The sequence below is a fragment of the Cereibacter ovatus genome (assembly GCF_900207575.1).
Taxonomy (GTDB): domain Bacteria; phylum Pseudomonadota; class Alphaproteobacteria; order Rhodobacterales; family Rhodobacteraceae; genus Cereibacter_A; species Cereibacter_A ovatus.
Window position 1 is genome coordinate 1 of sequence record NZ_OAOQ01000024.1, and the last position, 17,154, is coordinate 17,154.

The window sequence follows — 17,154 nt, forward strand, 5'->3', positions numbered from 1 at the left end:
TCTCCCGACGCGTCAGGCCGCTGCTCAGCGCAAGCCGCACCGCTTCACGCCGAAACTCCGGCGTCGGTCTGTTCCCGTTCCCCATAGAACACCTCCTGGTTCCTCAGATGGTGCTCTCCACATTTCCCGGGCAAGTCCAGTTCGAGGTGCTGGGGCCTTCGCTCATCGTGCCGTTCCTCCTGGCCTTCGGCGGGGCGGAACTCTACCTCGCGAAGGATCCGAAGGGCCGCTCGCGCCTTGAGGCGCTGGTGGGCCACGAGAAGGCCGCCGGGCTGGCGGAAAAGGTGGGGGATCTGAAGATGCGCATCCCGCTTGCAAAGCCGTGGCTCGCGGCGGTCTTCGCATGGCAGGGCGAGTCCACGGCCCAGATCGCACGCCGCCTGCATGTGATCGATTTGTCGGTGCGGAGGTGGCTCCGGGCAGCGGGGATGCGATGAGCCGCCGCGCCCGGATCACGGATGCCTTGACCGAGGCCCGGCCGATCGCCGCGCTTCTCGTCACCGCCCGTGACCGGGCCGCGCGCCTTGCCGACGAGCTGCAACGGGCCGTTGAAGAGGATGTTGAACGGGGTGTTGAAGCCCTGCCTGAACCGTCCGCGCCGCCCTGCGATCACCGTCGCGAGCATCGCTCCGGCATCCCGGCGAAGATCGACAACGACCCGGAGCTTCAGGCCTTCATCCGGGCGCGGATCGACCGCATGACGTTCGAGCAGTGCGCCGCCGCGGTGGCCGCCCACTTCCCGCCCGAACGGCACGTCAGGAAGTCGGCAATCCACCGACTGGTGGCGCCGCGACCGAGCCGCCCGCAAGCCCCGCTTGCGGGGTGGGCACCCCGAACCAGCCCGTTCTGGCCGGGGCGCAGGGTGAAGAAAAAATCTTCCCACGCGCGGAACCGGCTTTGTCCAAGGACGTTTCACCCCCGACAGGAGGGCTATGGCATGTATTTCATGATGATTCTGGTGTTTGTCGCGCTGCTGGCGCTGTGCTGGTTCGGCTTCATGGGCACCACGCGACAGGCAGGCATCCATGCACCAAACCGCGAGCGGGCCGCGACGCCGCCCGCCCCGGCCCCCGGCGCCACGACCGAGCGCAGCACCTCCGTCGAACCCGCGAAACCGGGTCCGGGCAAGCCGGCCTCGCCCGCCCCGGACAACGCCTGACGTTTCCCCGTTCCCGGGCGCCCAGTCCCTTGCCCGGGCATTCCGGGCGCAGCCTTCCCCCCGAAGGATGCGTTCTTTTCATGCGATGCCTGACGTTTCCGCGGTTCCCGGGCGCCCAGTCCCTTGCCGGGCATCCCGGGCGCAGCCTTCCCCCCGGAGGCTGCGTTCTTTTGATGCGATGCCTGACGTTTCCGCGGTTCCGGGGCGCCCAGACCCTTGCCCGGGCACCCCCGGCGCAGCCTTCCCCCGGAGGCTGCGTTCTTTTCATGCGACGTGCGGGCGGGACCGCCCCGCCCGACCGTTCCGCTGTCAGCGAGCGAGATCGGGGAACATCGCCGCCATCGCTGCCGGGTCCGCCGCACAGATCCCGCGTTCGGTGATCAGGCCTGTGACCAGCGCGGCCGGCGTCACGTCGAAAGCCGGGTTCCTTGCGCCGGTGCCGTCGGGCGAGATCTGCACCGACAGCACGGTGCCATCCGGCGCCTTGCCCTGAACATGGGTGACCTCGGCGGGGCTGCGCTCCTCGATCGGGATTTCCTTGACGCCATCCCGCACCGTCCAGTCGATGGTGGGCGAGGGCAGCGCCACATAGAACGGCACCCCGTTCGCCTTTGCCGCCAGCGCCTTCAGATAGGTGCCGATCTTGTTGCAGACGTCGCCCTGCGCGGTGGTGCGGTCGGTGCCGACGATCACCATGTCCACCTCGCCGTGCTGCATCAGATGGCCGCCGGCATTGTCCACGATCAGGTCGTGGCTGACGCCGTGCCAGTTCATTTCGCAGGCCGTCAGCAGCGCGCCCTGATTGCGGGGGCGAGTTTCGTCCACGAAAACATGGACATCGATGCCGTCTTCGATGGCATGATAGATCGGCGAGGTGGCGGTGCCCCAATCGACCGTCGCCAGCCAGCCCGCGTTGCAATGGGTCAGGATGTTCACCCGGCCCTGCTTGCGCGCGGCGATCTGGCGGATCACCTCAAGCCCGTGCAGACCGATGCGGCGGTTGATCTCTACATCCTCGTCGCAGATCTCGGCCGCCCGTTGCGCCGCGGCCGCCGCACGGGTCGCGGCTGGCAGCGGGGACAGATGGCGCTTCATCTCGTTCAGGGCCCAGCGCAGGTTGATCGCGGTGGGGCGGGTTTCGTGCAGCACCTCCCATGTCTCGGCCAGCGAGGCATCGGACGGATCCTGCGCCATCTGCACCGCCATCCCCCAGGCGGCGGTGGCCCCGATCAGCGGCGCACCGCGCACCCACATGTCGCGGATCGCGGTGGCAAAATCGGCGCGGTCGCGTAGGGGGACGATGCGCAGCTCGTGCGGAAGCCAGCGTTGGTCGATGATGCGGACCTCACCCTCCTCGAACCAGATCGAGCGGAAAGGGGTGCCGTTGATCTTCACGGGATGTCTCCTGTTGGCGCGGGAACGGGGGCGACAGAAGGCCCCGGCCGCGCCCGCGCGTCAAGGCGCCCGCGGTGGGGCGCGACGATCCGCGCGTCAGTTCACCTTGCGTGTGGGCAGGAACGGCAGCGGCGCCACCGGCACGCCGTCTTCCAGCAGGCGGCGGGCCTCTTCAAATTTCGCCTCGCCGTGGATCGAGCGTTCCGGGGCCTCGCCGGCATGGATCCTGCGCGCCTCGGAGACGAAGTTCATCCCGACATATTCCGAGTTTTCCTCGATCTGGCGGCGCAGCGCGACAAAGGCTTCCTCGATCTCGGATGCGGGCGTGGACAGCGGCTTTTCCGCCGGCGCCTCGGCCCCCTTGCGCGCGGGGCGGACGGCGGGGGCCATCAGCGTCTTGCCCACCTCGGCCGAGCCGCAGACCGGGCAGGCCACATGCCCCGCCGCGGCAAGGCTGTCGAAGGCATCGGCCGACTGGAACCAGCTTTCGAAGCTGTGTTCGGCATCGCAACGAAGGGTATAGCGGATCATGTCAGGCACCCGGCGGCACCGCGAGAGCCTCGCGGCAGGTCAGTCTTGCATTTGAACGACCCGCCGGCAGGCTTCAATAGGGCCGCAGCGGCAAACTGTCCGGATTGGTGTCGGCGGGCGGCGAAAATGAGGCAAGGAGCGCCGAAAGATCGGGCTCGCAGACCCGAAGGGCGGCCGCGGCCGGGGTGAACCAGCGCCGGTCGCGCTGTCCTTCCTCGGGGAAGCGGTCGCGGATTTCCTGCACCTTCAGCGCGAACACCGCCACGTCGCAATCGACATCCGAACCGCTGCGCAGCCCCTTGCGATAGGTATAGTGCCCCAGCGGCGTCTCGAGGACCGTGCCGCGCACGCCGGCTTCTTCCCAGGCTTCCTGTGCGGCCGAGCCGGGATCGTCCAGCCCGTCGATCTGACCGCCCTTCGGGATCACCCACCGCCCGGTGTCGCGGCTGGTGACCAGAAGCACCTGCACCTCGTCCGCCTCGCGCCGCCAGCAGATCGCGCCGCACTGGCTGCGGATCTCGCGCGGGCCGCGCATCCGGAAAACGTTTCCTCCTGCCATCATGAAATGCCCGTCGGCCATTTGCCTCTCCCGCCGGGCCTGAAAGCCCGTTTCTCTCTGATTGATCTCCTCCGGCCCGGGCCGGTCGGAACGTAACGCGCCGATCGGTGCCCCGGTTTGTTCACATTGGCATGGCCGGTGGAAAAATCCACCGCCAAGCGGAAAAATTCGCGCAGATTTGACGAATTGTTCAAACCGACTATCCTGAACGGGCAGGCGGCCCACGGCGCGGGGGCCGTCGCGGGGGGCAGGGTTCGACGCGCCAGGAGGCTGCCATGTTCCTTCGTCTGTTTGCCTTCCTGTGTCTTGCACCCGTGGCGCTTTCGGCCCAAGCGGCCGAGCTGCCCGCCTTCCGTTTCGATGCGATCGAGGGCGGAGAGATCCGGCTGGACGATCTGCGCGCCCACGGCCCGGTTCTGGTGGTCAATACCGCGTCGCTGTGCGGATATACCCCTCAATATGACGATCTTCAGGCCCTGGCCGACCGCTTTGGCCCGCGCGGCCTGACGGTGCTGGCAGTGCCCTCGGATGATTTCCGGCAGGAACTGGCCAATGCCGATGAGGTGCGCGACTTCTGTGCGGTGAATTTCGATCTGACCATTCCGATGACGACCATCACCCCGGTGACGGGCAAGGGGGCGCATCCGTTCTATCGCTGGCTGGCCGAGCGGCACGGCTTCGTTCCCGGCTGGAACTTTCAGAAGGTGCTGCTGTCGCCCGCGGGCGAGGCGGTGGCGACATGGGGCTCGCCGGTTCGGCCGACCTCGGGTGCGATCACCGATCGGGTCGAGGCGTTGCTGCCGTGACCGTGACCGTGACCGCGGGCGCCGGGCCGCTGTTCATCGGCTCTGACATCTATCGCGGGTCGAGTTATGGCGCGCACCATCCGCTGCGGGTGCCGCGGGTGTCGGTGGTGATGGATCTGGCGCGCAGCCTTGGCTGGCTGCCGCCTGCGCGCTTTCGCTGCGCGCCGCGGGCCAAACCGGCGGCGCTGACGCTGTGGCACGACCCCGGCTATCTTTCGGTGCTTCAGGCGGCCGAGAACGGGGCGGCCGATCCGTCGGCGCTGGCCGGGTTCGGGCTTGGCACGCTCTCCAATCCGGTATTCCCCGAGATGTTCCGCCGCCCTGCCACCGGCGCCGGCGGCGTGATGCTGGCGGCCGAGCTGTTGCGTGATGGCGGCGCGATCCATGTGCCGGGGGGCGGCACGCATCACGGCATGCCGGGGCGGGCCAACGGCTTTTGTTACCTGAACGATCCGGTGCTGGGGATGCTGGTGCTGCGCCGGATGGGGCTGGGGCGGGTGGCCTATGTCGACATCGACGCCCACCATTGCGACGGGGTGGACCACGCCTTCGCGGGCGATCCGGCCATGCTGCTGATCTCGGTGCATGAGGAAGGGCGCTGGCCGTTTACCGGCCGGCTGGACGATGACGGTGGCGGCAACTGCTTCAACCTGCCGGTGCCGCGGGGGTTCAACGATACCGAGATGCGCGCGGTTCTGCATCGGCTGATCCTGCCGAGGCTTCAGGCATTCCGGCCCGATGCGCTGGTGGTGCAATGCGGGGCCGATGCGCTGGCGGAAGATCCGCTGTCGCGGCTGTCGCTGTCCAACAACGCCTATTTCGAGGCGGTGTCGGCGCTGCGTCCGATGGCGCCGCGGGTTCTGGTGCTGGGCGGCGGCGGCTATAATCCATGGTCGGTCGGGCGCTGCTGGGCCGGGGTCTGGGCGGTGCTGTCGGGGCAGGAAATCCCCGACCGCCTGCCCGCCGAGGCGCAGGCCGTGCTTGCGGCGCTGGACTGGGGCAGCGGCACCCGGCCCGCGCCCGCGCCCCACATGATCGACAGCCTGCGCGATCCCCCGCGCGAAGGCCCGATCCGCCCCGAGATCCACGAGCGGCTTGCCCGCCTTGCCGCCCGATGATCCGCGCCTTTGTCGCCATTCCCTTGCCCGAAGCCGTCCGCTCGGCGCTGGCGGTGCAGCAGTTCCTGTTGCCGCTGCCGCGCAAGGTCGAGCCAGAGACCTTTCACCTGACGCTGTGCTTTCTGGGCGAGGTGCCCGATGCGGTGCTGGAAGCCGCGCATGAGGGGTTTGCCGCGATCGTGGCGCCCTCGTTCCCGCTGGAGATCGCCGGGCTTGGGATGTTTGGCGGCGAGCGTCCCCGCGTGGTCTGGGCCGGCGTGCGCGCGGGCCAGCCGCTGGAGCGGCTTCAGGCCAAGGTCGAACGCGCCGCCCGCGTTGCCGGGGCCGAACCCGACAGCCGCAAGTTCACGCCTCACATCACGCTGGGCCGCTTTGCCCCACCCCCGCCCGAGGACCGGATGCGGCTGGAGCGCGCGGTCGCCGCAGGGGCGGGGTTTCACGCCGGCGGGTTCGAGGTCAACCAGTTCGTGCTTTACCGCTCTGATCCTGGGGGCAAGGGGCCGCGTCATCAGGAACTGGCGCGCTATCCGCTGGGGCCGGGCTGCACATAGCGGCGCAGGAACGGGCCGGGCCTTGTTTGCGTGCCGATGCGCCTGATGGGGGGACGCTGCCGATGAAGGGCGGTGCCTTTGAATGTGTCAGCCGGGGGCGCGTTTGCAATGTCTCTGCCCGGCCCCGCCCGCGCCGATGAAGGGCGGTGCCTTTGAATGTGTCAGCCGGGGCCGGCCTAGAAGTAATTGCCCATGAAGGGGTTGTGGTTCAGATAAATGTGGGTCGAGGTGATCGCGCCGTAAAGTGCCAGCCCGATCCCCACCAGCACCGCGTCCCGCATCAGGGGGCCGGGCGGCGGGCGCACCCATGCGCCTTCCTGCCGGTTGATCAGCAGGATCGACACCGCCGCCCACAGCCACATCGAGCCGAACAGCAGCACCGCCGCCAGATCGCCGTTCACCAGCAGATGCGCGGTGGCCCAGATCATGGTGGCAAGGAATTGCGGATGGCGGATGCGGGTCCAGATCACGCCTTTCAGCACCCCCGCCCCCAGCAGCACGACGGCAATCGCCATCAGAAGGTTGTTCAGATAGCCGATCTCGGGCAGGGGGGTGTAGACCGGCACATGGTCGGCTGTGCGATAGCCCCAGACCATCAGCACAAGGCCCAGGGTGATGATGACAGTGACAAGGCCCTTGCCGGGGTCACCCATCCGGGCGCGCAGATCGGGCGCGACCCGCTTGAACATATGCCCCCCGACCCAGAGCACGATCCCGAGCGACAGCAAGACCATGGCACGGCAACTCCGGCAGACTGACAAGATGTATTGAATATACATGAAATGGCCGGAAGGTTCCCTGTCCGTCCTGCTGCCGTAGGGTCAAAGGACCGTCAGTGCACCCGTCGGCGGGTGTGTGGCGGCCCGGTTTCTTGCCGGGCAGCGAATGGGGCAGCCCATTGCCCTGCGATGCAGGTTCCGCACATCAGGGCGAACCTGTCGGATCAACCGGCTGCCGTATGGCGCGCTGCCGGTCCTGCGGGGCGTAAGGAGGGTGTCCAGGGTGTGGTGCCGTTCCCTGTGAAGTTGGGCCTGCGTGCCCTCAGCCGGCAGGCGCCAGACGGTCGAGCGCGTCAAGGATCGGGCCGGCATCCGCCCCCTGCGGCAGTGCCGCCGCCGCCGCGACAAGGCGGGCCTGTGCCGCCGCGTCCAGCCCCGCCAATACGCGGGCCAGCCCGGCCCCGTCCGCCACCGCCCGCGCCGCGCCCGCCGCATCCAGCGTGGCGAAGGTTTCGGTGAAATTGTGGACGGATGGGCCGTGGATCAGTGCCGAACCGGCCGCCATCGGCTCGAACGGGGTATGGCCGCCCTTTGGCACCAGCGTGCCGCCGATGAAGGTGACACCGCACATCCCATACCACAGACCCATCTCGCCCAGCGTGTCGGCGATATAAACCGCGGTCTCCGCAGTTTCGTGGCGCGAGCGCAGCCGGGGGTGCAGGCCGCGTGCCTCGGCCAGTGCGGCGATGGCGGGGCCGCGCTGCGGATGCCGTGGCGCGATCACCAGCAGGTCGAACTGCCCGCGCGCCGCGGCGAAGGCGTCCAGTATCGCCGCATCCTCGCCCTCATGGGTCGAGGCCGCCAGCACGCAGCGCGCCCGCGGCGGGGCGGGGAACGGGCGGGCGACAGGCGCGGCGGTGGTGCGGGCCTTCAGCAGCAGGCGCGGACCCAGCCTTTCCACCGGCAGGCCCGCGGCGATGAAACGCCCCTCGGACCCGGCATCCTGCGCCGACAGCCAGCTGACCGCGCCCAGCATCCGGCGCAACATCCCCGGCGCCACCCGCCCCCACATCCGGGCCGAGCGTTCGGACAACCGTGCCCCGATCGCCAGCACCGGCACGCCCGCGGCGGCAAGGCCCGCCAGACGTTCGGGCCACAGTTCGTTTTCAAGGATCAGGCAGGCCCGCGGCCGCCAGCGCCCAAGAAAGCGACGCACCGCGCCCGGCGTATCCCACGGCGCCAGTGCCGCGCGCAGCCCCGGCACGCCCCAGCCCTGCACCATGCTGCGCGCGGTGGGGTTGTTGCAGGTGACAAGGACGGTCAGGCCGGGCTCTCGGCGCAGCAGATCCTCGATCAGCCAGCGGGCCGAGGTGATCTCACCGTTCGAGGCCCCGTGCAGCCAGATCACCGGCTGCGACGCGCCGTCGCACAGCGCCAGCCGTTCGGCCGCCTCATGCGCCACGCCGCGCCCCCGCAGCCTGCGCCACAGCACAGCCGCCAGAAGCCCCGGAACCAGCAGCGTCCACAGGATACGATAGATCGTCACGCGCGTCCCCTTTCCCCGCTTTCTGGCGCCGATCCGGGCCAAGGGCAAGCGGTCGTCCCGGCCGTTCGATTCCCGCCCTTGGCATATTAGAATTGATCTAAGTCAATGCATCCGGGCTAGGCGCCTCTACCGTCACGGGGGAAGCGCGAACAAGTTACAGGAGACCCCCTATGCGCCTGACCCTTTCAGCACTCGTCGCCTCGACGGCCCTTGCCGGCGCGGCGCAGGCCGATGCCCTGCGCGACGAGGCCCTGCAATATTTCGCGCCGCTGCCCTCGACCGTTCCGGCCGTCAAGGACAACCGGATCACCCCGGAAAAGATCGACCTCGGCAAGGCGCTGTTCTTCGATCCGCGGCTGTCGGCCTCGGGGGTGTTTTCCTGCGCCTCGTGCCACAATCTGGCCACCGGCGGCGACGACAACATGGAAACCTCGGTCGGCCACGGCTGGCAGAAGGGGCCGCGCAACTCGCCCACCGTGCTGAACGCGGTGCTGAACGAGGCGCAGTTCTGGGACGGCCGCGCCGATGACCTGAAGGCGCAGGCCAAGGGCCCGGTGCAGGCCGGCGTCGAGATGGCGAACACGCCCGCGCAGGTCGAACTGACGCTGAACTCGATGCCGCAATATGTCGACTGGTTCAAGGCCGCCTTCCCCGGTGAGGACAGCCCGGCCAATTTCGACAACATGGCCAAGGCGATCGAGGCGTTCGAGGCGACGCTGATCACGCCCGCGCCGTTTGACGCCTTCCTGAACGGGGACGATCAGGCGCTGACGGCCGACGCCCGTGCGGGGCTGAAGCTGTTCATGGACAAGGGCTGTTCGTCCTGCCATTCGGGCGTGAACGTGGGCGGGCATGGCTATTATCCGTTCGGTCTGATCGAAAAGCCCGGTGCCGACATCCTGCCGGCGGGCGACAAGGGCCGGTTCTCGGTCACGGCGACGGTGGACGACGAGTATGTGTTCCGCGCAGCGCCCCTGCGCAACGTCGCGGTGACGGCGCCCTACTTCCATTCGGGCAAGGTCTGGGATCTGCCGACGGCGGTCTCGATCATGGCGGAAAGCCAGCTGGGCGAGCAGATGTCGGATCAGGAAGTCGGGCAGGTCGTGGCCTTCCTGCAAAGCCTGACCGGCACGATGCCTGCGGTGACGGTGCCGGTGCTTCCGGCGGAAACCGCCAGCACGCCGCGCCCGACCTCGGAGGTCATGCCCGAGTAATCGGGGCAGAGGAAAGCGGGGGGCGGCCTTCGGGCCGCCCCTTTCTGCATTGCGGGGGCCCTTGGTTCGGGCGGGCCGCCCGTGACGGGCAAGAGGAGCCGCCCAGTGTCCGCCCGGTGTTCGCCCAGTGTCCGCCCGTCAGGACGCCCGATGGCCTTCGGTCGCAGTCCCTGCGCTTGACAGCGGCCAGCTTTGTCTTATTGAGGATCTGCTTCGGTTTCCGGCGTCTTCGCCGGATGAAAAGGGAACGCGGTGCGGCCGTCCGGCCAATTCCGTGGCTGCCCCCGCAACTGTAAGCGGCGAGCGACGGTCGACTATGCCACTGGGCTTGCCCCGGGAAGGCCGGCCCAAGCAAAGACCCGCGAGTCAGGAGACCTGCCGAAGAGATCACCCATCCCATGGCGCGGGGCGTGCCGAGGGAGGCGGGCCAACCGCTTCAGGTGACACACTCACCGTCGGCGGAGGGGACGACCCTTTCCAAGGACATTTCAGGACGAACGCCGGGCACCACCCGCCCGGCCGGAGAGGGACAGATGACAAAGACCACCGTTTCCGTTCTGGCGCTGCTGGCCGCAGGCATGCAGCCGGCCGTGGCGCAGGACATCCAGCTTGAGGAAATCGTCGTCTCGGCCAATATCGCGCCGACCGAGGCCGCGCGCGTGGGCGCCTCGGTCGAGACGATGTCGGCCGAGGATCTGAAACAAAGTGGCGCCACGCCGTTGGGGCGGGCGCTGGCGCAGCTTCCGGGGCTGTCGTTTTCGGATACGGGGCCGATCGGATCGGCGGCGGCGCTGCGCCTGCGCGGGCTTCCCGGCGCATATATCAAGGTGCTGGTTGACGGCATCGATGTGTCGGACCCGGCCAATACCCAAACCCAGTTCGATTTCGGCACGCTGGGCACCGCCGATGTGTCGCGGGTCGAGGTTCTGTCCGGGGCGCAGTCGGCGCAATACGGCAGCAGCGCGGCCGCGGGCGTCATCAGCATCACCAGCAACCGGCCGGAAAAGGAAGGTATTTCCCACGCGGTCGCGCTCGAGGCGGGCAGCCACGAAACGCTGTCGGGATCTTACACCTTCTCGGCGCTGGGTGACCGGCATGAGGTTTCGGTTACCGCCGCACGGGTGCACAGCAAAGGCTTTTCGGCCGCCGACGACAGCGCCGGCAACCGCGAGGATGATGGCTTCGATTCCGAACGGCTGTCGTTCTCGGCCGCGTATGATGTGACCGACGTGCTGACCGTGGGGGCATCGGGCTTTTATCACCACGCCGAAAGCCAGATCGACGAATGCTGCGAGATCGATGGCGATTTCCATGACGGCGTCACCCCCGACGACGATCGTTCGCGGCTTTATTCCCGTGGGGGGCGGATTTTTGCCACGCTGAACGGCGACCGGCTGACCCAGACGTTCTCGATCTATCGGTTCGTGAACGAGCGGGTGACGAAGGGCACCGAGCTGAACTTTTTCGGCGTTGATCCGGCCCCTTACCAATGGGCCTATGACGGCACCCGGACGGCGATGGAATATCGCGGCAGCTATCTGGTTCACGACCGCGTCACGCTGGGCTTCGGCGCCACCCATGCGCGCGAGACCTTGTTCAGCACGACGGCGGATCAATGGTCCTCGAACACTGACAGCGGCAAGCGCGATGTCGACGGCCTGTTCGGCGAGGCGACGTTTGCCGTGACGCCGGCGCTGGATGTGACGCTGGCTGCACGCCATGACGACTATTCCGGCTTTGGCGGCCACACCACCGCCCGGGTCGCCGCGGCGTGGCGGCTGGATGACACGCTGCTGCTGCGCGCCTCGGCCGGTTCGTGGCGCCTTCGCTTTATCAGCAGTTCTCGGCCCAGTATGGCAACCCCGATCTTTCGCCGGAACGCAGCCGGTCCGCCGATCTGGGTCTTGAAAAGACCTTCGGCAATGGCGCCGAGGTGAAGGCCACACTGTTCTATCAAGAGATTGACGACCTGATCGAATTCGTCACCCTGACGGTCTATCCGGAATACACCGGGCAGTATCGCACGTCAGAGGGCACGTCGCGGTCGTCGGGGATCGCGCTGTCGGGCTCGCTTCCGCTGAGCGACCGGGTTCGGCTGAACGGTGCGCTGACCTACACGCACACCAAGGCGTCCGATGGCGATCAGCTGGCGCGCGTGCCGGAAACCGATCTGCGGATCGGGCTGGATGCGGACCTGACCGACCGACTGGCGGCAGGGATCTCGGTCCATGCGGTGCGCAACCTGTTTGACGAACGCGCGAACGTGCTGATCCCCATGCGCGACTATGAGACGGTCGATGCGACGGTCAAGTATGACCTCGGGCAGGAGGCGCAGATCTATCTGCGGGCGGAAAACCTGCTTGACGAGGACTATCAGGTGGTCGAGGGCTTCGGCACATCAGGCAGGGCCTTCCATGTCGGTTTGCGCAAAAGTTTCTAAGGCAGTCCTTGTGGCGGCGGCGGGCCTGTGGCTTGCCGCCTCTGCGGGGCTGACCGATCCGGCGCCGCGGCGGGTGGTGTCGGTCAATCTTTGCACCGACCAGCTTGCGATGATGCTGGCTGCGCCGGGGCAACTGGTGTCGGTGTCGCATCTGGCGGCCGATCCGCAATCCTCGGCCATGGCGACAGAGGCGCGGGCCTATGCGCCGAACATGGGGCAGGCCGAGCAGGTGTTCCTGATGCGCCCCGACCTTGTTCTGGCGGGCACGTTCAGCGCACGGGCGGGGATCGACCTTCTGCGCCGCCTTGGGGTGAGGGTGATCGAGATCCCGCCCGCCGCGACGCTGGACGACATTCCCGGCCATCTGCGCATCATCGGGCAGGCGCTGGGCCGCGAGACGCAGGCCGAGAGTCTGGCGGCCGAGTTCGAGGCAAGCCTTGACCAGCTGAAGATCAACGCCCCGCCGGCCCGCGCGGCGCTTTATTATCCCAGCGGCTACACCACCGGCGCGGGCACGCTGGCCGATGCGATCCTGCGCCATACCGGCTTTTCCAATGTCGCGGCCGATCTTGGGCTGGCGGGCGGTGGGAACCTGCCGCTTGAACGGCTGGTGATGGCCGGTCCCGACGTGGTGGTGACCGCCACACCCTATCCCGGAGCGTCGCGCGCCGAGGAAATCCTTGTTCATCCGGCGCTGAAGGCGGTGCAGTCGCGCGCCGGTTCCGCCGAGGTGACCGACGCCGACTGGATCTGCGGCACGCCCCATGTTCTGCGCGCGGTGCGGGCCATGGCCGAGGCGCGCGAGGCGCTGGGCGGCCCGCGGCTGACGCAACGACAGGAGATCCGGTGAGATATCGGCTGCTTCTGGCCGGGCTGTCGGCGCTGGTGGCGCTGCTGTTTGCGGTCTCGTTGCTGGTTGGCCCTGCGGCGCTTGGCCTGACCGAGTCGCTGTCGGCGCTGTTTCGCGGTCAGGGCGAGGCGGTGGTTCTGGTCATGCGCGAGATCCGCCTGCCGCGCGCGATCCTTGCGCTGATGGTGGGGGGCGTGCTGGGCCTGTCCGGCGCGGCCATGCAAGGGTTTTTGCGAAATCCCTTGGCGGAACCGGGTCTTGTCGGCGTTTCCTCATCCGCCGCATTAGGGGCGGTGATCGCGCTTCAGACCGGGATCGCCGCCAGTTTCACGCTGGCTCTGCCGCTGTCGGCGCTGGCGGGGGCGGCGTTGTCGGTGGTGCTGATCGTGGCGCTGGCCGGTCCGCGGGGCGGCGCGCTGGCGCTGATCCTGGCCGGGATCGCGATTTCGGCACTGGCGGGCGCGGGGGTGGCACTGGTTCTGAACCTGTCGCCCAACCCCTTTGCCGCGGCCGAGATCGTGTTCTGGATGATGGGCTCGCTGGCGGATCGCTCGATGACGCATGTCGCGCTTGCGGTGCCGTTCATGCTGGCGGGGGCGGCGCTGTTGCTGATGCTGGGTCGGGGGCTGGACGCGCTGACGCTGGGCGAGGACGCGGCCGAGTCGCTGGGTGTCCGGCTGGGCCGGCTGCGGATGGTGGTGATCCTTGGCACCGCGCTGTCGGTGGGGGCGGCGGTGGCGGTGGCGGGCACCGTGGGCTTCGTGGGGCTGGTGGTGCCGCATATCCTGCGTCCGCTGGTGGGGGCGCGGCCGTCGCGGCTGCTGCCGGCGGCGGCACTCGGGGGGGCCGCGATGCTCTTGGCCGCCGATATCGCGGTGCGGGTGATCGCGCCCGACCGCGACCTGAAGCTGGGTGTGCTGACGGCGCTGGTGGGCGCGCCGTTCTTCTTGCACCTGATCTGGCGGATGCGGAGGCTTGAGGCATGAGCCTGCTGTCGCTGTCGCATCTGACGGTGCGCCGGGGCTGCTGCCCCGTGGTGGATGATGTGACGCTGACCGTGTCCGGGGGAGAGTTCGTCGGCCTGATCGGGCCGAACGGCGCCGGCAAGACCACGCTTTTGCGCGCGGCGATGGGGCTTTTGCCGCATGACGGACAAAGCAGCCTTGCCGCGCTTCCGGCCCGGCTCAGGGCGCGGGCGGCAGCCTTCCTGCCGCAATCGCGCGAAATCGCCTGGCCGGTTTCGGTCGAGGCGCTGGTGGAACTGGGCCGGGTGCCGCATCCCGGCGCAGGCGCCGAGGCCGACCGGCAGGCGGTGGACCGGGCGCTGGCGCGGATGGGGCTTCAGGGTTACCGCGGCCGTATCGCCACCGCGCTGTCGGGGGGCGAGCAGGCGCGGGTGCTGATCGCGCGCACCCTTGCACAAGAGACGCCGCTGCTGCTTGCGGACGAGCCGGTGGCCGGGCTGGACCCGGAAAGCCAGATCCGGGCGATGCAGGTCTTTGCGGCGCTGGCGGCCGAGGGGCGCGCGGTGGTGGCCTCGATCCACGATCTGGGGCTGGCTGCGCGGCACTGCACGCGGCTGGTGATGCTGGCGCGCGGGCGGCTGGTGGCCGACGGGGCGCCGGCCGTGGTGCTGACCCCTGACAATCTGGCAGAGGTTTTCGGCGTCCGGGCCTATTTTGCCCAGACCCCGGACGGGCCGGTGTTTCAGCCGCTGGGCGTGATCCGGTGATCCGGGTCTCGCTGGACCGGCCGTGGCTGGTGGCGGATCTGCCGCGGCCGATGCGGGTGACAAGCTGGGCGCCGCACCGCCCCGGGCTGGTCGAGACCAACCGGATCGTCTGGCGCGAGGTGCGCGACGAAGATCTGGGGCCGGGGTTCGACGCCGAGGGCTGGCTGGGCGCGGCGATGGCGGCCCGCGGCTGGGCAGGGGCGGTGGGGCTTCTGACCTCGCGCGATCTGTCGGCGTATCATCTGGCGCAGGCTGCGGCGGGCGGGGTCAGGGCGGCCTGTCTGGCGACTGTCGGCCTTGGCAATGCCGAAAGCGTGGGGCGCCGGATCGGCACTGCGCCGCATGTCGGCACGGTGAATATCGCCGTCGCGGTCGATACCGCGCTGACGCCGGCCGCCCAGCTTGAGGCGCTGTCGATCGCGGTAGAGGCGCGGACGGCGGCGATCATGGCGCATGGCCCCGATCTGCCGACCGGGCGGGCGACCGGGACCGGCACCGATTGCGTGGCACTGGCCTGCGATCCCGGCGAGGGGCGCTATGCCGGCCTGCACACCGCAGCGGGCGAGGCGGTGGGCGCGGCGGTCCTTGCCGCTGTGGCCGAAGGGGTGCGGGCATGGTTGAAGGTGAAGGCCGACGATGCCCTGATGGCCGCCCGCCCGGCCTGAAGCCCCGCTGTTGTCCGACGGGGCCAGGGTCTTGAACGGACCCGCGGACCAATCCCGGCCCATGCGCAGGGACTATGCCGTCAGCCCGGCGGTGGAGCGTCCGCTGACGTGGACCGGCCCAGCACGCGCAGCAGTTCGGCGGCGATCCGGTCCGGGGTCACCGGCTTGGCCACATAGCCGTCGATGCCGTGGGCAAGGTAGCCGTCGCGCTGATCCTCCATCGCGTCGGCGGTCATGGCGATCACCGGCGCACGGGCGTTGGTCCCCGGCAGGGCGCGGATGCGGCGGAAGGTTTCCACCCCGTCCATTTCGGGCATGTTCATATCCAGCAGCACCGCATCCACCGCCTCGCGCGTCAGATGCTCCAGCGCCTGCTGGCCGCCGGCGGCTTCGGCGGTGCGGATGCCGAACAGGTTCAGGTAGGCCACCGCCACCAGCCGGTTGGTGGCGATGTCATCCACCACCAGAACCGCGCGTCCGCGCAGCGTCTCGGCCGTGCCGGGGGCAGGCGCCGGTGCCGCGGACGGGATCGGGGTCGGGGTCGGGGGCGGCGCCACCGCCACCGGATCTATCGCCAGCGTCAGCGCCAGCCGCGCACCCCGCCCCGAGGGCGGCAGCACCCGCAGATCGCCCCCCATCTGCCGCGCCAGCGCCCGGCTGATCGACAGGCCAAGGCCGTTGCCCGGCGCGCGGGACGAGGTGCCCGCCGCGGCACCGGCGCTGCGGGTGAACGGCTCGAAGATCGCTTCGGCTTCGGCCATGGGGATGCCGTCGCCGGTGTCGCTGACCTCGATGTGCAGGATCGGGCGCGCATTGCTGCCCTCCATCGTCGCCTCGACGCGGATGCGCCCGCTGTGGGTATGTTTCAATGCGTTCGACAGCAGGTTCGTCAGGCATTGCCGCAGCCGCTGCGGATCAAGCCGCGCCCGCGCCGGTATGCCGGACAGATAAAGCTGAAGCGCCAGCCCTGCCTCTTCGATCAGTGGGCGGAACAGCTCGACCGAGGTGGTGATCTCGTCGCGCGGGTTGACGGTCGCCGGGCGGATCGGCATCCGCCCCTGCTGCACCGCCGACATGTCGAGGATGTCGTCAAGGATGGTGGAAAGCCCCTCGGCCGAGCGGATCAGCACCCCCAGCCGGTCGCGGCTGACCGGATCGGCGGTGCGGCGCAATTCGGCATGGCCCATGCCAAGGATCGCATTCAGCGGGGTGCGCAATTCGTGGCTCATCTGCGCCAGAAAGCGGTCCTTGGTGGCGTTGGCGGCCAGTGCCGCGGCGCGGCCGGCGGCGGTTTCGCGGTGCAGCCGGTTTGTCAGCACGATGGCGCCAAAGGAATAGGCCAGCGCCACCAGCGCGCACAGCGTTGTCAGCGCCAGCGCCGGCAGGTCGTCGCGCGGCAGCCAGTAGGCGGCATTGCTGGTCAGCACCAGAATGGTCAGCGCCGAGGCCCCCGCCAGCCCCATCGGCAGATGGATCGACCGCACGGTGGCGATATGCAGCATGGTGCAGACCATCAGCCCCACGGCAAAGGCCTTCACATACTGATCCTCGACATGCCACATCAGGGCGGCGGGCAGGCCGAAACCCAGTTGCAGCAGGAAGGCCGCGCCGATGTAGGTCCGGTGACGCCAGCCCTCGGTGATGCGTTCGGGGCGGGCGTCAAGGCTGTGCAGAACCGTCTCGCAGATGGCAACGATGGTGGCCGAGCCAAGCACAAGAGCCGGCGGCAGGAACATCAGAGACACCGCGAAGGCCAGCGTCAGGGCCGGGATCCGCACCGCCGCCTCGCGCCGCAAAAGCGAGGCCTGCCGGGCGACTTCCTGTTCAAGGTCGGACGGGGGCAGGCTGGCTTTTGGCGTCATGGCGTGT

The 17,154-nt window shown here is 68.9% G+C and carries 16 protein-coding genes, 1 pseudogene and 1 riboswitch; of the genes and pseudogenes, 11 read left to right on the top strand and 6 right to left on the bottom strand.

The window, feature by feature from the left end:
- Together CRO07_RS16430 and CRO07_RS16435 are read left to right on the top strand one after the other, a co-directional pair.
- Positions 1 to 437 (top strand): hypothetical protein (locus CRO07_RS16430; protein ID WP_235841067.1); only part of this gene is annotated, 437 nt, incomplete at its 5' end.
- Positions 434 to 1,159, top strand: a complete 726-nt coding sequence (locus CRO07_RS16435) for a hypothetical protein (RefSeq protein ID WP_097031742.1) — start codon at positions 434 to 436, stop codon at positions 1,157 to 1,159. The genes CRO07_RS16430 and CRO07_RS16435, both read left to right, overlap by 4 nt.
- Positions 1,160 to 1,468: 309 nt before the next feature.
- On the opposite strand, the gene mtnA is transcribed toward CRO07_RS16435, so the two are convergent.
- The 3 genes from mtnA to CRO07_RS16450 all read right to left on the bottom strand — a co-directional run bounded on the left by mtnA (position 1,469) and on the right by CRO07_RS16450 (position 3,665).
- A complete protein-coding gene (gene mtnA / locus CRO07_RS16440; protein WP_097031743.1) occupies positions 1,469 to 2,554 on the bottom strand; it encodes an S-methyl-5-thioribose-1-phosphate isomerase in 1,086 nt (361 codons plus the stop codon).
- 96 nt (positions 2,555 to 2,650) lie between these two features.
- Positions 2,651 to 3,085 carry a DUF1178 family protein gene (locus CRO07_RS16445; protein WP_097031744.1) on the bottom strand — a complete coding sequence of 145 codons (435 nt, stop codon included), beginning with the start codon at positions 3,083 to 3,085 and terminating at the stop codon, positions 2,651 to 2,653.
- 73 nt (positions 3,086 to 3,158) lie between these two features.
- Positions 3,159 to 3,665 (bottom strand): NUDIX hydrolase, encoded by a 507-nt coding sequence (locus tag CRO07_RS16450; protein WP_097031745.1) that lies wholly within the window; start codon positions 3,663 to 3,665, stop codon positions 3,159 to 3,161.
- 254 nt (positions 3,666 to 3,919) lie between these two features.
- Here CRO07_RS16450 and CRO07_RS16455 point away from each other — a divergent pair, with 254 nt between their 5' ends.
- The 3 genes from CRO07_RS16455 to thpR are packed head-to-tail and all read left to right on the top strand — an operon-like array spanning position 3,920 to position 6,119.
- Entirely contained in the window at positions 3,920 to 4,450 is a 531-nt protein-coding gene (locus CRO07_RS16455) for a glutathione peroxidase (RefSeq protein WP_097031746.1), read from the top strand.
- A complete protein-coding gene (locus CRO07_RS16460; protein WP_407919641.1) occupies positions 4,447 to 5,568 on the top strand; it encodes an acetoin utilization protein AcuC in 1,122 nt (373 codons plus the stop codon). The genes CRO07_RS16455 and CRO07_RS16460 overlap by 4 nt, the downstream gene beginning before the upstream one ends.
- On the top strand, positions 5,565 to 6,119 hold the full coding sequence (gene thpR / locus CRO07_RS16465) for an RNA 2',3'-cyclic phosphodiesterase (RefSeq protein ID WP_097031748.1): 555 nt from the start codon (positions 5,565 to 5,567) through the stop codon (positions 6,117 to 6,119). The genes CRO07_RS16460 and thpR overlap by 4 nt, the downstream gene beginning before the upstream one ends.
- Positions 6,120 to 6,295: 176 nt before the next feature.
- Here thpR and CRO07_RS16470 read toward each other — a convergent pair whose 3' ends face one another.
- Together CRO07_RS16470 and CRO07_RS16475 are read right to left on the bottom strand one after the other, a co-directional pair.
- Positions 6,296 to 6,853 (bottom strand): NnrU family protein, encoded by a 558-nt coding sequence (locus CRO07_RS16470; protein ID WP_097031749.1) that lies wholly within the window; start codon positions 6,851 to 6,853, stop codon positions 6,296 to 6,298.
- 307 nt (positions 6,854 to 7,160) lie between these two features.
- Positions 7,161 to 8,384: a 3-deoxy-D-manno-octulosonic acid transferase gene (locus CRO07_RS16475; RefSeq protein WP_097031750.1), complete on the bottom strand. Its 1,224-nt coding sequence runs from the start codon at positions 8,382 to 8,384 to the stop codon at positions 7,161 to 7,163.
- Between the two features lie 170 nt (positions 8,385 to 8,554).
- Between CRO07_RS16475 and CRO07_RS16480 the strand changes: the two genes are divergently transcribed.
- The 6 genes and pseudogenes from CRO07_RS16480 (at position 8,555) to CRO07_RS16510 (ending at position 15,285) form a co-directional block, all read left to right on the top strand.
- A complete protein-coding gene (locus tag CRO07_RS16480) occupies positions 8,555 to 9,598 on the top strand; it encodes a cytochrome-c peroxidase (RefSeq protein WP_097031751.1) in 1,044 nt (347 codons plus the stop codon).
- A gap of 197 nt (positions 9,599 to 9,795) precedes the next feature.
- Positions 9,796 to 9,994, top strand: a riboswitch (cobalamin riboswitch).
- 182 nt (positions 9,995 to 10,176) lie between these two features.
- Positions 10,177 to 12,038 (top strand): annotated as a pseudogene (locus CRO07_RS18505) (TonB-dependent receptor plug domain-containing protein).
- A complete protein-coding gene (locus tag CRO07_RS16495; protein ID WP_097031752.1) occupies positions 12,013 to 12,888 on the top strand; it encodes an ABC transporter substrate-binding protein in 876 nt (291 codons plus the stop codon). The pseudogene CRO07_RS18505 and the gene CRO07_RS16495 overlap by 26 nt, the downstream one beginning before the upstream one ends.
- On the top strand, positions 12,885 to 13,874 hold the full coding sequence (locus tag CRO07_RS16500) for a FecCD family ABC transporter permease (RefSeq protein ID WP_097031753.1): 990 nt from the start codon (positions 12,885 to 12,887) through the stop codon (positions 13,872 to 13,874). Before CRO07_RS16495 ends, CRO07_RS16500 begins: the two co-directional genes overlap by 4 nt.
- On the top strand, positions 13,871 to 14,620 hold the full coding sequence (locus tag CRO07_RS16505) for an ABC transporter ATP-binding protein (RefSeq protein ID WP_097031754.1): 750 nt from the start codon (positions 13,871 to 13,873) through the stop codon (positions 14,618 to 14,620). Before CRO07_RS16500 ends, CRO07_RS16505 begins: the two co-directional genes overlap by 4 nt.
- Complete coding sequence (locus CRO07_RS16510) at positions 14,617 to 15,285, top strand: adenosylcobinamide amidohydrolase (RefSeq protein WP_097031755.1); 669 nt, start codon at positions 14,617 to 14,619, stop codon at positions 15,283 to 15,285. Before CRO07_RS16505 ends, CRO07_RS16510 begins: the two co-directional genes overlap by 4 nt.
- 80 nt (positions 15,286 to 15,365) lie before the next feature.
- Here CRO07_RS16510 and CRO07_RS16515 read toward each other — a convergent pair whose 3' ends face one another.
- Positions 15,366 to 17,147: an ATP-binding protein gene (locus tag CRO07_RS16515; protein WP_097031756.1), complete on the bottom strand. Its 1,782-nt coding sequence runs from the start codon at positions 17,145 to 17,147 to the stop codon at positions 15,366 to 15,368.
- Positions 17,148 to 17,154 lie beyond the last annotated feature (7 nt).